Origin of the sequence: Spirosoma foliorum (assembly GCF_014117325.1) — a bacterium.
Taxonomy (GTDB): Bacteria; Bacteroidota; Bacteroidia; order Cytophagales; family Spirosomataceae; genus Spirosoma; species Spirosoma foliorum.
Genome location: NZ_CP059732.1, coordinates 4,499,610 through 4,515,138 on the forward strand (window position 1 = coordinate 4,499,610; position 15,529 = coordinate 4,515,138).

Consider the following 15,529-nt stretch of genomic DNA (forward strand, 5'->3'; position numbering starts at 1 on the left):
CTGAAATTATGGTCGCTACACCCAACCTACCGGAAAATTAATATACCTACCGAAAAATATACATTAGACTAGGCGTGCTATGATTTTAATAAGAATAGCGTTTAATTTCTAATAGAATCTGGCACATAAGCCGATTCAATCATTTTATAACAAGCGACTTACAGTCGATCAATCCGTGCCGATCCTGAATGTTGTTCGCCGGTTTGATCGTATCTATAGACAGTAAATTTAATAGTTGGATAAAGCGTAATGCAGAAAGCGGCCCGATCATATCGGCCCGCTTTTTTTATATGGGTATCCAGCTCACAAATCACAAAAAAAGAGGCCATCAACATGATGACCTCTTTCCGTTACTAATCTCCGTTGACTAGTTAGTCAACATCCCAGAATATCTTAGTGGCAAACGCATCAATCGTACCTTGTGCGGTCACATTGGCTACGTTAGAGCCAGCTTCGGTGTTCGGATAAAATAGACGCGTAGGACGCTTGTTATCAGGCACCTGAATACTTTGTGGCGTAACTGGTAGGTTCGTCCGGCGATATTCAGCCCAGGCTTCCAGACCGTTGAAGTTGGTCAGGGCAATCCATTTCTGGATGGCAATAGCGGCCAGTTTATCTGCCGATGAATCAAAGTCATAGTTTTCAATTTTGCTACCTTTGAACGCAGCAGCACCAGCCGTATTAGCCCCCAATACGCGGAACGACTGCACGATACCTTCTTCGAAATAAGCCTTAGCCGTATTTGGGAGCGTTACATCTGCATACCGTTGTTTAGCTTCTGCCAGCAGGAACTGAACTTCCGATGAGGTCATAAGAATGTATGGCCGATTATAATCACCTTTAACTAAGAGGCTTGGCCCAACAGATGAAGTGTTTGCAGGTAAATAACCTGAGCTAGCCCCAAAGGGTGTACCTGCGTAGTTTGCTGCGATTTCAGCTTTCGTACTAACACCCGGTGTACCGGTGCTTTCACCACCAGTAGCATAGGCAATCCGCTTCAGCCGTAGCGTATCACCAGCGGCTTTGAGACCGTCGATCAGGAACTTCGTTGGACGAGGGTAGTTGTTCAACGCCCGTTTAGCGCCCGTAGCGTCATAACCCCAACGGTCATAAACTGGGTTCAACTGACCGGCTGCTGGCTGGAAGAACGATGGTCCACCGATGCTGGCTTCGTAGCCAGTCAGGAAGCCTGAACCTTCAGTTACGATCTTGTTGATCTCCGTTTTGATGTACGCATCGCGACCAGACACTTTAGATTGGCGAATTAGAATACGCATCTTAAGCGAGTTCGCGAATTGAATCCACTTCGTAATATTACCATTGAAAGCAATATCCGACGTAGTAAAAGCACTTGTGAAAGCGTTCGCTTTTAAATCAACAATAGCCTCGTCCAGCGCTGTAATTAACGACTCATAAATTGCCTTTTGATCATCGAATTTTGGGGCCAAAGAAGCAGCAGCTTTCAAGGCATCCGTATAAGGCAAGTTACCATACAGATCCACCATCTGTTGATACAGCATGGCTTTCATTACCTTTGAAGGCCCTTTCAGGAACTTCTGGTTGTTTGCATCGGCATTGTTGATTACATACTGATAATCCTCCAGATTGTCATAGTACGTATCCCAATAGTTGAAATCACCATTGGTGAACTGGTAGGCAAATTGAGTGGTCGTGATAATGTATCCATTACCCTGAGTCCATTGACCTGCCCAATAGAAGCCAAGTTCGTTAGACCCTTGACCATTAGTGTTTCCAGCTATGTTGGTCGCTGTTGTATTCAGCGCATTGGTAAATACATAGCTTGGAAGTGTACTAGCCGCTTGGTTTGGGTTCGTGTTAATATCCAGAAATGACTTGGTATTGCAACTACTACCACCCAATGCTACTAAAGCAGCGATTATAAGTGTTTTGAATTTCATGTTAAGATCTATGTTGCTTTTACTAGAATGTCAGGTTGATGTTTACACCGTATTGGCGAACAGGTGGCGTTTGACCAGTTGTGTTGATACCGATACCAACAGAGGTGTTCGTGGTAGGCACAGTTGTAGCCTGACTACCTGGCGTTGGGTTACCCTGATAGCTATATTCAGGATCGGTGTAGTAGTTCAACTTATCAACAATAGTCAACAGGTTCCGACCGTAAAGCGCAATGCTGGCACCTGAGAAAATCTTCGTTTTCGTCATCAGGCTCTGTGGCAACCGGTACGACAGGTTGATATCGCGCAGTTTAATGAACCAGGCTGGTGTAACGAAGTTCTCAGAAATCAACCGGTAGTTATCTACCCACAGAGAGTATTCAGCCTCACGAACGTTCGTCGTGTTAGCCGATACGCTACCATCAGCGTTCAGAATAGCCGAGTTCGGGAATACGTGTGGAGCACGATCTTCTGTCCATTTGCCCGTTCCGGTGAACGTCATCTGACGACCCAGGTCACTGAACATTACGTTACCACCCCGGTATTCGAAGTTGAACGTAAAGCCGAAGTTACCGTATTCCATTTTAGAACCCAGACCAGCAATGTGGCGAGGCAGCACACCACCCCGAGGTAATAACGAAGTATTACGCAGTGGATAACCGGTCGTTGCATTTACCAGAACGCGGCCTGAGTTATCAGGAGCATATTGGTAACCATCCGTTTTCAGGATCGGGAAACGTGAATCTTTGATTACGTTCGTATTGGCATACGAGAAACCACCGATCTGGAATTCGTTGATACCTGGGTAAAGGTCAACAACTTTGTTGTCGTTGTACGAGTAACGAACGCTGGCATCCCAGGAGAACTTACCACCCCGGGCAATCAAATACTTCAACTCAGCCTCGTAACCCCAGTTTTTGGTTTCCCCTACGTTAATCAGCAGGTTACTGAAACCAGTTGAGTTAGGAACGCGAACCGTAATTACCTGGCCTTTTGATGTTTGTGTATAAGCCGACACATCGATATTGATGCGGTTGTTCAGCAATTGAAATTCAGCACCAATTTCCGAAGAATATACTTGTTCAGGCTTCAGGTTTGGGTCAGGCAGGATGTTACCAACCGTTTGACCAACTGTGTTACCATATGGGAAGCTGGTTCCGTTCGGATAGGTCAGGTCAAGACCATATAACGGGATATTATCGTTAGCGTTCTTGTTATAGTTAGCCCGTAGCTTAAAGTAGTTCAGGAACTCACTCTTGATGCTTGGGAAAGCGTCGGTAGCAATGAACGATACAGCTGCTCCATAATACGGATATGACCAGAAACTAGCATCACGCGTTGGCTTGTAGAACTTAGACGTCTGGTCGAAACGGAACGAACCGTTTACAATCAGGAAGTTCTTATAGTTCATCGTTAAGTCAGCGTAATAGCCTAAACGACGCTCTTGTGTCAGTGTCTGACCACCGGTCAGGATGCCCTGACGGTTTGCTACGTTATATACTTCAGGTACAACGATTGAGCTCGATCCGACGGCAATGTTGTTAGTGGTACGTTGATACAAGCTATTACCCAAAATCAATCGGTTCGATACTGGACCGAAATCTTTGGCTAACTGAATCTGGAATTCGTTGTTGATAACGTTTTCTGTACCTGAGTAGTCTAACACAGAACCAGGGACATCAGTAATGGCGCGGTAGATACCCGTACCATCACCATCTCGGAAGAATGGAGCTGGGATATACGATTTCGTTTTAGCCCAGTCAGAATAAATGAACTTACCTGTTGTGTTTTTACCTGTCCGTGAGTTGTTCATCACACCCACTCGGTTTGTCAACGACAACCAGTTGGTAGCTTTGAGGGTCAGGCTCAGGTTACCGTTTATGTTCGCGTCCTTGTAGTTCATCCGGTTATTGTCGGCGTTGAAATACGGGTTGTTATAATAGTCATTATAAAAACCATTAGGGTTTGCCAACGGATTGTTCCGCCAATCGCGTAGATCGCTCAATGGCAAGTTAGCAGGCTGGTTCAGTACATCGTTGTAGAAGTCAGACGAAGTCCGATTGTAAACACCTTGTACGTAACCTGCGTTAAAACTGGCGGTCAGTTTGCCATATTCTTTCGTAGCCGACAAACGAGTACCTGTCCGGTTACTTTTGTCATTGGGAACGATTCCATTCACCGACTGATTTTCGATCGACATGTAGAACGCACTGGTTTCGTCGCCACCCTGGAAACTAACCTGGTTGTTTACCGAAACACCCGTGTTAAACGCTTTCCGACGAGCGTCTTTAACAGCAGAATAAGGAATAATGAGCTGGCTGCCATCTTCGGCAGTCCGTCCCTGAATCCGCATCGAACCATCGAAGGCATCGCCATATTGCTGGTTTTCATAGGAACGCCAGTTGTCGGCCATACGAGCCAGATAATCTGTCTTATAACCTGTTGTACCGAAAGCCGTAGCATAGTGCGAACCTGAACCGTATTTATCCTGAATTTGTGGCAGGAAGCTGATTTGCTCAAAGTTCGTGCTGTTTGAATAATTCACTTTCAGCTTTCCTTTCGCTCCTTTTTTGGTCGTGATGATCAGGGCACCATTGATACCCGACGAACCATACAGAGTAGCCGCCTGACCACCTTTCAGAATCGATACACTCTCAATATCGTTCGGGTTGATCGTCGACAGGATCGTCGACGTGGTCTGCATACCATCCAATACCACCAGCGCTTCGTTATTACCCGTCAACGAACGGTAACCGCGCAACACGATTTTAACGGCAGGATCAACACTGTTGTTGACGTTATAAACGGCCAGACCGGTTACTTTTCCGGAAAGGGCCTGCGCCAATTGTGGAGACCGCCCAACGGTAACATCTTCAGTAGCTACTTTAGAAATAGCATAACCAATTTCCCGCTGACTTTTGCGGATACCTTGGGCTGTCACTACAATTTCCTGAAGCTGAGACGCGTCAGGTTTCAGGGCAAGATTAACAGAACTCTGATTTTCAATCTTAACGCTCTCGGTAGCAAAACCGATAAAGCTTACCTGGAGTACGCTACCTTTCGATGCATTAATCTGGAAAGTACCGTCTGAGTTGGTCGTGGTTCCCTGGTTCGAGCCTTTAATTAGGATAGAAACACCTGGCAGGGGGGAACCGTCTTCTGATGAAGTGATCTTTCCAGTGATCGCCCTGTTCTGGGCAAGCAATGGAATAGCGAATAAACACAGTAAGAGCTGTGTTAGTAAAAATTTACGCATAGAACGCTGTTTAAGTTAAGAAGTGATACCTAAGTATAAAAACTAAATCAAATTTATTAAAAAAACATTAACAACAACATTTTTTCGATCACAGAAATCTATCTACAAAAAATCACGAGTCAACTCGTTAACAGAATATTATTTGGCAAATATGCTGATTGTCGGACTTAACTGTCAAAATATAGATTAAATTATATTTTATATTTCTTTAATTAAAATTTAATACAATTATAAAATCAGATTAAAACAATCACACACCTCTATTCTTTTCTTCACATTTTCTTCTCGTAGCTGTTATACCTTCTTAATTGCTCATTTTCTGGTGAGTAATCGCTATATATGAAAAGTCACCCATTAGAATTAAATAGAATAAATTTATAAATACATAATATAAAATTTTGATTACATTAACTCTTTAAAAATTATCTCCTTTTCGTGGTGCATTCTTGATAAATTACCGTAACTCCCACTTAAGTATAATCACCTAAAAATACAATTCAAATAGCAGGAAATCAGAGCACTAATGCAGCCTGTCTGCTAATTTTTTTTTAATCATAAGGGCTCTATATTACCGGCATATTACAATTTCCTGACGCTAAAACAGGAAAAATTTTACATTTCTTAACTAATCAATTTCACTGTTTTTCCATCAACATTTATGAGAAAAATTCTAATTGGAAGCTGGTTACTCTCGCTCCTTTTCTGCCTGCCAGTACTGGCACAAGACGCGGCAGTAACAGGTCGTGTAACTTCGTCGGACGACGGATCTGGCCTACCGGGTGTAAGCGTCGTTGTAAAAGGTACCAGTCGAGGGACAACCACCGATGTGAATGGCAATTACCGGATCAATGTCGCGCCCAATACTACCCTGACATTTTCATTCGTTGGGTTCAAGTCCCAGGATGTTGCAATAGGTAGTCAAAGTACAGTCAATGTCGCACTAGCCGCCGATGCATCGACACTGAATGAAGTTGTTGTTACCGGGTTTGGCATTCAACGCACAGAGCGGGAAATCGGGACATCCATCGCCCGAATTAGCAACGCCCAGATTACGCAGGCCGCGCCTATCAACGTAGCGAATGGCTTAACCGGTAAGGTTTCGGGGCTACAGATCAGCACGACCAACAATGGTGTAGGAGCGGGTGTCAGGCTTACATTACGAGGCAACCGATCTTTTTTGGGTAATAACCAGGCCTTACTGGTTGTCGACGGTGTTATCTCCGATATCACTTTCTTAACATCAATCAATCCGAATGATATTGAAAACACTACTGTACTAAAAGGACCGAGCGCGGCCGCTTTGTATGGATCTGATGCATCGAATGGTGCGCTTATCATCACCACAAAGCGGGGTGCTCAAAACAACAAACCACAGATTACCTATACTAACAATACGCAGTTCGAGAGCATCTCTTATATGCCCGGCCTGCAAACTCAATTTGGAGCAAATGGTGGCGAAGGCGTCCCTTTTTATGATCGCAACTACGCCCGCACCTACGTACCCTATGAGAATCAGCAGTTTGGCAATGCCTTTGATGGCTCGATTCAACCACTGGGCTATGGCGTTCAGATTCGGGGAACCGATGGAAGTGTTCGGCTCGATACGCTGAAAGTTCCTTATTCTGCTCCCTCTAAAGATCCTCGGCGAGCCTTTTTCAACACAGGTGTTACGCAACAGCATGACATCTCCTACCGAATTGGCGATAACTTGAATTATTTTGGGTTGAGCCTGCAACGGGTAGATCAGAAAGGGGTTGTACCGAATGATAAGTATCAGCGGACAAACATCGCTATCAAAGGGGGCCGATCGGTCGATAAGTTCACGGCCAACGCCGGTGTCCAGTTCTCCTATCAGAATACGAATACGGAAAACGGCGACTTCAACCAGAATCGCCCCGTATACTGGAACGTTCTGAATCAGCAACCTCAGGCTCCGATAAATAGCTATCCGCTCAATGACATCACCTCTCCATATGGCGATGTAAATGGTTACTACAATGCGTATTACCCAAACCCTTACTGGCAAATAACGGGCGACAATTCACGAAAAATTACGGACCTCTACACACTGCAGGGATCAGCCGACATATCGTATAAATTCACGAATTGGCTGAGTGTATTATATCGGGTTGGTGGTCAGGTATATAATTCGCAGTTGAAAGCTCACATTGCCGATGTGACATTCTCGGATTACGCCACTGGCGATCCCTGGGAAGCGGGTAACATTGCCTCATCGGCCGGTGGACATACCAATGCTACGGTGCAGGATGCTACGCAGCTAAAAACGCGCTTTACAGGTGACTTACTTGTTACATTGAGCCCAACTTTTGGCGATTTCACCACTAAACTGGTTTTAGGCCAGCAAACCCGGCAAGAGTATATGCGGGCCACCTACGATTATGCGGGAGCCCTTGTTGTGCCTGGCACCTATAACGTAGCCAACCGACTAGGCAACGCTACTCTGGCCGAATACAGCAGCCAGAGTCGGTTGCAAGGTGTATTTGGTGACCTTACCTTAGGCTACAAAAATGCGTTGTTCGTACATGCAACGGGGCGCAATGACTGGACCTCTCTGTTAGCCCCAAGCAATCGGTCGTTCTTTTACCCAAGCGTCGATGCATCGGTTGTCTTAAGCGAGTTAATTCCAGCTCTGAAACGCACAACAGCCCTTAGTTATCTTAAAGTACGGGGAGGTTTGTCGAAAGTAGGACAGGTAAACGTGGCTCCGTATCAGTTGCAGAACGTATTCAATCCAGGCACAGGCTTTCCCTTTGGGAGTCAGGCTGGTTTTGAACAGAGCAATCAGCAAAACGACCCAAACCTGAAACCCGAGTTTACAAACAGTCGGGAAGTGGGCGTGGAAGTAGGTCTGTTTGACCGGTTCAATCTGGAAGCCGTTTACTACAATACCGTTACGACTAATCAGACGGTGCCCATTGGTATATCACAAGCAACAGGTTATTCTGCCGCTCTTATCAATACGGGTAGCATGCAAAACCGAGGCTTTGAGCTGGACTTGCGGACAATTCGCCCATTAGTAAATGCAGGTGGCTTTACCTGGGATCTTAACGCCAACTTCACGTATTTAGAAAGCAAGGTTACCGATCTGTATCAGGAACTTAACCGTATCAACATACCTTACGGAACTGACCCTTATCGCCCAACCCTGACTGGTGGAGCCTCGAATGTATTTGCGGCTAAAGGTTATGCGTATCCAGCTTTGTTTGTCAGTGATATTCAGCGTGTACAATCGACTGATCCCAAAGCCGCTAACTATGATCCGACTGGGCAGTACACCGGTCGACCTGTAGTTGATGCAACAGGTTATCCTCTTCTGGACCCAACACTTAAATACATGGGCACAACCCAACCCAAATACCGGTTCGGCCTGACGAATACCTTTAAATTCAAAGGTCTGACGTTATCAGCTGTTGTTGAGTATCGTGGTGGTGCCGTTATCTATAATGCTCTTGGAAACGCCCTCGAATTTACGGGAGCTGGTATCCGGTCGACATATGCAGGGCGACAGAATTTTGTATTCCCAAATTCTGTGTTGGTAGGCACCAATACAGATGGTTCTACAAGTATTACTCCTAACACAAACGTGACGACCAAAGATGGTAATCTGGTTTTCTGGACGACTTCGGGTTATCACAATGCCGCATCCAGCTATGTAACAAGCGCTGACTTCTGGAAACTTCGGGAGGTTGTACTGAGCTACAATATTCCAACCCGGATCATCAATTACACCAAGTTTATTAAGTCGCTGAATATTGCGCTGACGGGCCGGAACCTGATTATGCTACGCCCTAAAACGAACGTGTTCACCGATCCTGAGTTCTCGGGAGGCTCCAATGCCAATGATACCAGCAATGCCGTCGGTACAACAACCGAATACCAGACGCCCCCAACGCGGCTTTATGGATTCCGGCTCAGTTTTGGTTTTTAAACTCAATCAGCAAACAACATGATTCATATAAAACGACTGACAGCCGGTATGCTGGCTGTCCTGCTGGCCGTAGTAGCTGGCTGCAAAAGCGATTACCTCGACGTTAATAACAATCCGAACCAGGTTACGGCTGCTAGCCCTCAGTTAGTACTTCCCGATGCTTTGGCCACAACGGGTTGGTACCTGACAGGCAACGCACCTAGTGGTGCTACTGGTAGTTTCTATTTCCTGAACTTATGGATGGGCTACTGGAACTGGAGCGGTAACTACTCGATTGCAACATCGGATAAAAACTATCAGTTTACGCAGGGCTTTAACAACAGTGTCTGGACAAGCGCTTACCTCAATTTAAAAAACTACAATTATGTAGATACGCAGGCAGCTGTGCTCGGCCAACCCCTTCTGCAAGGTATGGCCAAGATAATGAAAGCGCTGCATTTCCATATTCTGGTAGATACGTACGGAAATGTACCTTATACTACTGCCTTACAGGGCACGGCTAATATTCTGCCTAAATATGATAATGCACAGGATATCTATGATGACCTGTTCAAGCAGATCGATGCGGGAATCGCGTTGCTAAACAAAGGCGACGGAACGCTCAATCCGGGACCTAACGACATCATGTTTCAGGGTGATATAAGCCAGTGGCTCAAGTTCGCCAATACTCTTAAACTCCGGATGCTCCTTCGTCAATCGGAAAAAACGGATCGGGCATCGTTTATTCAAACACAACTGGCAACGATTAAAGCGTCGGGTTATGGCTTTCTGGGAGCTGGTGAAAACGCCAGTGTAAGCCCTGGCTATACAAACTCACAAAACATGCAGAATCCGTTGTACGGTGCATTTTATGCCATCAATGGAAATCCAACAACGCTGAATAACCAGTACAAAGGAAATCTGTATGGCATTACGTTCTACAAAAACACCAACGACCCACGCCTGGGTGCTTACTACAGACCCGTAGCGGGCACAACAAACACATTTAATGGAACACTTTTCGGTACTATAGATGTGGTGGTAAATAGTCTGGTATCTGATGTTGGACCAGGTGTTCTGAAAAGTGTTGACCAACGCTCGCCAATCATCCAATCACACGAAAGTCTGTTCATGCAGGCAGAAGCGGCACAACGGGGTTGGATTGCGGGCGATCCGAAAACACTGTATCAGTCTGCCATTACGGAATCATTCATCAATGCAGGCCGGACCGAAGCCGAAGCAACGGCTTATTATTCGCAGGCAGGTATAAATGATGTAAACTGGGATGCCTCGACTAACAAGATTGAAGCGATCATTACGCAAAAATGGGCTTCTGAAAATGGTACAGCTCCTTTTGAGGCTTGGTCGGATTACCGCCGTTTGGGTATTCCAGCCACCATTCCAATCTCACAAGACCCAAGTACAACGGTGAAACAAATTCCCGTTAGGTTGCTCTATCCCACTTCGGAATACAGCAATAACGCATTCAATGTAGGAGCCCAGGGAACTATTAATCAGTTTACGAGCAAAATCTTCTGGGAGAAGTAATGCCTAACCAAAACAAGCAGACAACCATGAACAAGTTATTCAATATTATCGTGGCCGTAAGTTTAGCAGTTGGGCTGACTTCATGCCTTAAAGACGACGAACATTTCGTTGATTTTGCCAGTGCTGGCTATGTAGCGGAGATTCCTTACGTGGCCAACCGAAGCATTTTAAAAACGGTAGCGGTACCAGCTACCAGTACCTCGCTCGTGGCTCCCGTCGACATCAATATTGCGTCGCCTAATCCGCCATCGCAGGATGTTCCGGTTACGGTAGCTATCGATCAGGCGGCTTTGACGGCCTATAACACGGCGAACAAAACATCCTATACGATTCCGCCCGCGGCAGCTTTTCAGTTAACCAATCCGATGGTAACTGTAACGGCAGGTCAACGCATTGCGACGGTAAATGTAAATTTTGTCGGTACACAGGTGCCCGCTACTGGTGGCCCTTATGCAATACCGCTTAGCATCACAACCGTGCCAAGCAACGTCGTCATCAGTGCGAACTACCATACGCAAATTTTGGTCATTTCACTGACAAAGTAACCTCACCCCTCTTCTATAACAGAAGAGGTTAAAACGAGACAGCCCCGATGTACATGTACATCGGGGCTGTCTCGTTTTAACCGTTCATTAGGCAGTTACCTCATTCGGTACATTTTCTGATTTAGTCTGTCCGGTTAATTCAGCCAAAAGTTCTTTCACATTGACGGTCGCAAAACTACTGGCATGATCGGCCATGGCGTATGGGATTATCAATTCATCGTTGTTAATTAATGCACCACAGCTATAAACTACATTGGGTACATAGCCCTCCCGTTCGTTTTCGTCGGGACTCAGGATCGGCTCAACCGTGCGACCAATTACCTTACAAGGGTCGTTCAGGTCAAGTAAAAAAGCACCAATCGCATACTTCCGCATGGGGCCAACGCCGTGACTGAGTACCAGCCAACCCGCTTCAGTTTCAATGGGCGAACCACAGTTGCCTAACTGTACATACTCCCAATTGTAGGTTGGTTTCAATAGGATGTCTTTGGTCTGCCAGAAGTACAGATCGTCGGAGTACATCAGGTAAATGTTCTCTCCATCCTGCCGCGAAATCATGGCATATTTCCCATTGACTTTACGCGGAAACAGCGCCATACCTTTATTCGAGACTTCGGCTCCGTTCAGTGTACTTACGCTGAAATGCGTGAAATCCTTGGTTTCAAGCAATTGCGGGAATGTCACTCGACCATTGTAGGCGGTGTAGGTCGCGTAGTAGGTTATCTGCCCATCATCATCCGTAAACTGAACGAAACGCGCATCCTCAATTCCATTGGTTTCATTCGGTGAATTGGGAAAAATACAGCGCTCGTCCAAGCTCTGATCATCATCGAAGTGAACCTCATAATTCGACTTGGCTAGCGCCAATAATCCACTCGCAATCGTCTCGTATTCTGCATTATAGCGAAACTGGGCTGAAACCCGTTTAATCTGAGCTTCGAGTTCGGAGAGACTAAAGGCATCACCCAGGCCTGCCATCATTTTTTCCTGAATGCTATTTTCCAGACGCAATTCGTAAAGTTTACGCTCAAAAATAGCACGGTTAAATACATGGTTAGGAACCATGTCGGGCGATGTCACGTAACGGGATGGTTTCCGTAATACGATTTTTCCTGTATCGTCTATATAGCCCATCCGAAATGAGATCGACGAAACGTGCCCCTCTCCTGTTGCACGTAAACTCAGGATAAAACGCTTATATCCTGGTGGCACGTTGGTCTGATCTGGATGCCAGATCATAGATGGATTGAACAACGCAGCCGACTCCAGCGAATATTCCATCGTGAAATACGCACCAAGCAGCAGCTTACGATCTTCCGTTAATGGCTCATCGGTCAACAGCTGCGTCTTAATTTGCTCAAACCGCTGTAGTAAAAACCGTTCGAGTTTGTAGTGGCGCCCGCCAAATTCCCGAATCACCTCGTCGAGCTTTTGTTCGGCTTCTTCATCGGTCATGCTACCGACACGCGCAATAATTTTCAGGGTACGGGTAGTGCTACCCAGTTCAAATGGACGAAACAAAACTCGGGTAGGATCGGGCCGTAGGACAATACCCGTTCGGGTGGCTTTTATACTCATCAGCGTCAGTAAGAAGGTGGTCAGTCAGACAGTTTATTCTCAAAATGGGTCTGAGTTAACATAGTACATGACTCTCGCAGAGAGTCGTGCCACAGTTTAATTAAGTGCAATTAGCAACCGTGGCACAGCTTTCTGCGAAAGTCATGTATTATAATCCAACTGTAAAACGAAATAACTGTTTGACTTCTTATCCATTTAGCAAAGCGGGTATATCAACGCTTACCGGCTTTACCGCAACCTTCTTTTTTTGAACCATATGCAATTCGGCCAACGCAATCAGGTAAGACAATGTCGACTCGGCACCCTGATTTTGGTTAACCCGATCAATATGCAGACCATCCCGGCAACCACCTGTTTGCTGATCGTAAAGGGGCAAACCCAGATCATTGAACCCTGAAAACCACTTAAATACCCGGATTGCCGTCCGATGCCACTCAGCATCGCCCGTTACTTCCAGAGCCGCCAAACAAGCAGAAACGGTACTCTGCGCTTCGAGCGGTTGCTGATCGAAATAAGCTCGGGTCTGACCTTTGGTATAAAATCCATTCGACCCAATGGGCTGGAAATGCCCGTAAGAAGCCGTTTGCAAATTTATTAGCCAGCGAAGTGATGTAAGACCAATTTCGATCAACCGTGCATCGCCCGAACGAAGCAGTGCATGTGCCAGTACGGCATTATCGTACGACAAGGTATTTTCGAACCATGGCCATTCGTCCGTAGCAGTTTCTGTATAACGGAACACCAGCTTGTCGAGTAGTTGTCGTTGAATGGTTTTGGCCAGGCGGTCGTCGTTGAATTTCTTTTGATACTCATGAATGCCCAGCAACGCGAATGCCCAGGATCGTGGCGATGGCATATTTACAACACTCGGAAGTACTTTTTCGAAAAGGTTCATGGCCCAACTAATCGTATTCCGGTCTGTAGCCCGACCAATGCAAGTGCCTAACGCCCAGATGGTCCGGCCGGTACTATCATCAGAACCTACCTCTTCAAGCCAACGTCGATCGTAGCTCATGAAATTGCGGAATCGTCGGTAATCGTGCGCATAGGCATGATTAATAAAGGCGCAGTAATTATCGGCTGTGCGTGCTAATTTGGCATCGCTCAATCCGGCTTCCTGCAAAATTTGCGTCAAAATCAGCGCCCGTGCATTATCGTCTGTGCAATATCCTTCTTCGTAATAAGGCAAATGATGGCGGGCGTGTTGAACAATTCCCGTCGAATCGGTTAAGCGGAACAGATGATCAAGCCGAAGCGTAGGTAGTTTAAAGGCTGCGCTGGTATGGCCACCCACCGAGTAAGGAACCTGGCTGTTGATGCTACTCATCCGCTCCTGGCGAGCCTGTGTAAATGAGTGAGCATATAACTGAATAGTTCGCTCCCAGATCATCTCACGGCCCATCATATACGCCTTTTTCCGCATAGCATGACGCATAGGCTCATCCGTTAAGAGATTGATAATCTGATCGGCAATGGCCTCCGAATCACCAAAAGGCACCAGTATACCTCTGCCTTCTGCCAGAAGTTCTTCGGCATGCCAGTATGGCGTCGATATTACCGCTTTTCCACAGCCAAACGCGTAGGACAACGTTCCTGAGGTAATCTGAGCGGGGTTGAGATAAGGCGTAATATAGATATCGGCAGAGCCCAGGTATTCGCGCAGATCTTCTAACTCGACAAACTGATTATAAAATCGAATATGATCCCGAACGCCTAGATCGGCCGCCAGTTTTTTCAGGCTATCGCGATAGGCTTCTCCTTCATGTTTGATTAAATGCGGGTGCGTTGCCCCCAACACCATATACACTACATTGGGATGTTGTTTTACAATGCGCGGGAGTGCCCGGATTACATTTTCAATGCCTTTATTGGGCGACAGCAGACCAAACGTCAAAACAGTTTGTTTACCTTCCATCCCGAATTTATCCTTGTAAAAATGGGGATCAACAAAGGGCATATCGGGAATACCATGCGCAATAAGGTCAATTTTATCAGCCGGAACTTCGTAAATATTAATCAGAAAATCCCGTCCCTTTTCACTCATACAAACTACCCGAGACGACAGATCAGCAATGCTTTTCAGGACTACCAATTGCTCTTCATTCGGATCTTTTAGAATCGTGTGGAACGTGGTTACAACCGGCATAGTCAGATTCCGCAACAGCGTTAGAATATAGCTCCCTGCCGAACCGCCGTAAATCCCATACTCATGCTGCAAGCACACGACATCAACGTCTTTCGAATTCAGAAACTCAGCGGCTTTACGATAGGCGTCCTGGTCATGCTGGTAAAAATCATACCGAACTTCCGACGGGTAATCATATCCATCAGGTGTGTCGTTTACCGATATAACTAAAGCGTTTGAATCAGGTATAAACGAATTATACGATTGATAGAGATCAGATGTAAATGTGGCAATGCCGCACTGACGGGGTAAATAATCGCCCACAAAGGCTACATTTTTAGGATTGTGCTCCCAAACATTTAATCGTTGATCATTCTGATTTTGTATTCCGCTAAAGTTTGTATGAGTTGTCATGGGGGTTGAGTAGGGCTATAATTAGATGGTGTATTACCTACTACTACAATCGACTTATACCCTCTTTTGTTTGGCCAGACCAAACATTTTAATGAACTAATGGGCTAAACCACTTTCACGACAAATTATTATCCAACTAATCCTTTATTTTGCCCTATAAATGAATAATTACAGCCGTTTCTGATTTGCCGTACGGCAAATCAGAAACGGCTGTAATTA

Annotated in this window: 7 protein-coding genes; 3 read left to right on the forward strand and 4 right to left on the reverse strand. The window is 45.8% G+C overall.

What is annotated here, in order from left to right; all coding sequences use genetic code 11:
• Positions 1-371 precede the first annotated feature (371 nt).
• On the reverse strand, positions 372-1,919 hold the full coding sequence (locus H3H32_RS19150; protein WP_182457196.1) for a SusD/RagB family nutrient-binding outer membrane lipoprotein: 1,548 nt from the start codon (positions 1,917-1,919) through the stop codon (positions 372-374).
• Positions 1,920-1,941: 22 nt separating this feature from the next.
• Positions 1,942-5,172: a SusC/RagA family TonB-linked outer membrane protein gene (locus H3H32_RS19155; RefSeq protein WP_182457198.1), complete on the reverse strand. Its 3,231-nt coding sequence runs from the start codon at positions 5,170-5,172 to the stop codon at positions 1,942-1,944.
• A 658-nt stretch (positions 5,173-5,830) separates the two neighbouring features.
• Here H3H32_RS19155 and H3H32_RS19160 point away from each other — a divergent pair.
• The 3 genes from H3H32_RS19160 to H3H32_RS19170 are packed head-to-tail and all read left to right on the forward strand — an operon-like array spanning position 5,831 to position 11,193.
• Positions 5,831-9,121, forward strand: coding sequence for a SusC/RagA family TonB-linked outer membrane protein (locus H3H32_RS19160; protein WP_182457200.1), 3,291 nt, complete (start codon positions 5,831-5,833; stop codon positions 9,119-9,121).
• A gap of 18 nt (positions 9,122-9,139) precedes the next feature.
• A complete protein-coding gene (locus H3H32_RS19165; protein WP_240543410.1) occupies positions 9,140-10,648 on the forward strand; it encodes a SusD/RagB family nutrient-binding outer membrane lipoprotein in 1,509 nt (502 codons plus the stop codon).
• A 26-nt stretch (positions 10,649-10,674) separates the two neighbouring features.
• Positions 10,675-11,193 carry a DUF1735 domain-containing protein gene (locus tag H3H32_RS19170; protein WP_182457202.1) on the forward strand — a complete coding sequence of 173 codons (519 nt, stop codon included), beginning with the start codon at positions 10,675-10,677 and terminating at the stop codon, positions 11,191-11,193.
• An 87-nt stretch (positions 11,194-11,280) separates the two neighbouring features.
• Here the strand turns inward: H3H32_RS19170 and H3H32_RS19175 are convergent, their stop codons facing one another.
• Together H3H32_RS19175 and H3H32_RS19180 are read right to left on the reverse strand one after the other, a co-directional pair.
• Positions 11,281-12,771, reverse strand: a complete 1,491-nt coding sequence (locus H3H32_RS19175; protein WP_182457204.1) for a glycoside hydrolase family 130 protein — start codon at positions 12,769-12,771, stop codon at positions 11,281-11,283.
• 187 nt (positions 12,772-12,958) lie between these two features.
• On the reverse strand, positions 12,959-15,310 hold the full coding sequence (locus H3H32_RS19180; RefSeq protein ID WP_182457206.1) for a glycosyltransferase family 4 protein: 2,352 nt from the start codon (positions 15,308-15,310) through the stop codon (positions 12,959-12,961).
• Positions 15,311-15,529: the final 219 nt, after the last annotated feature.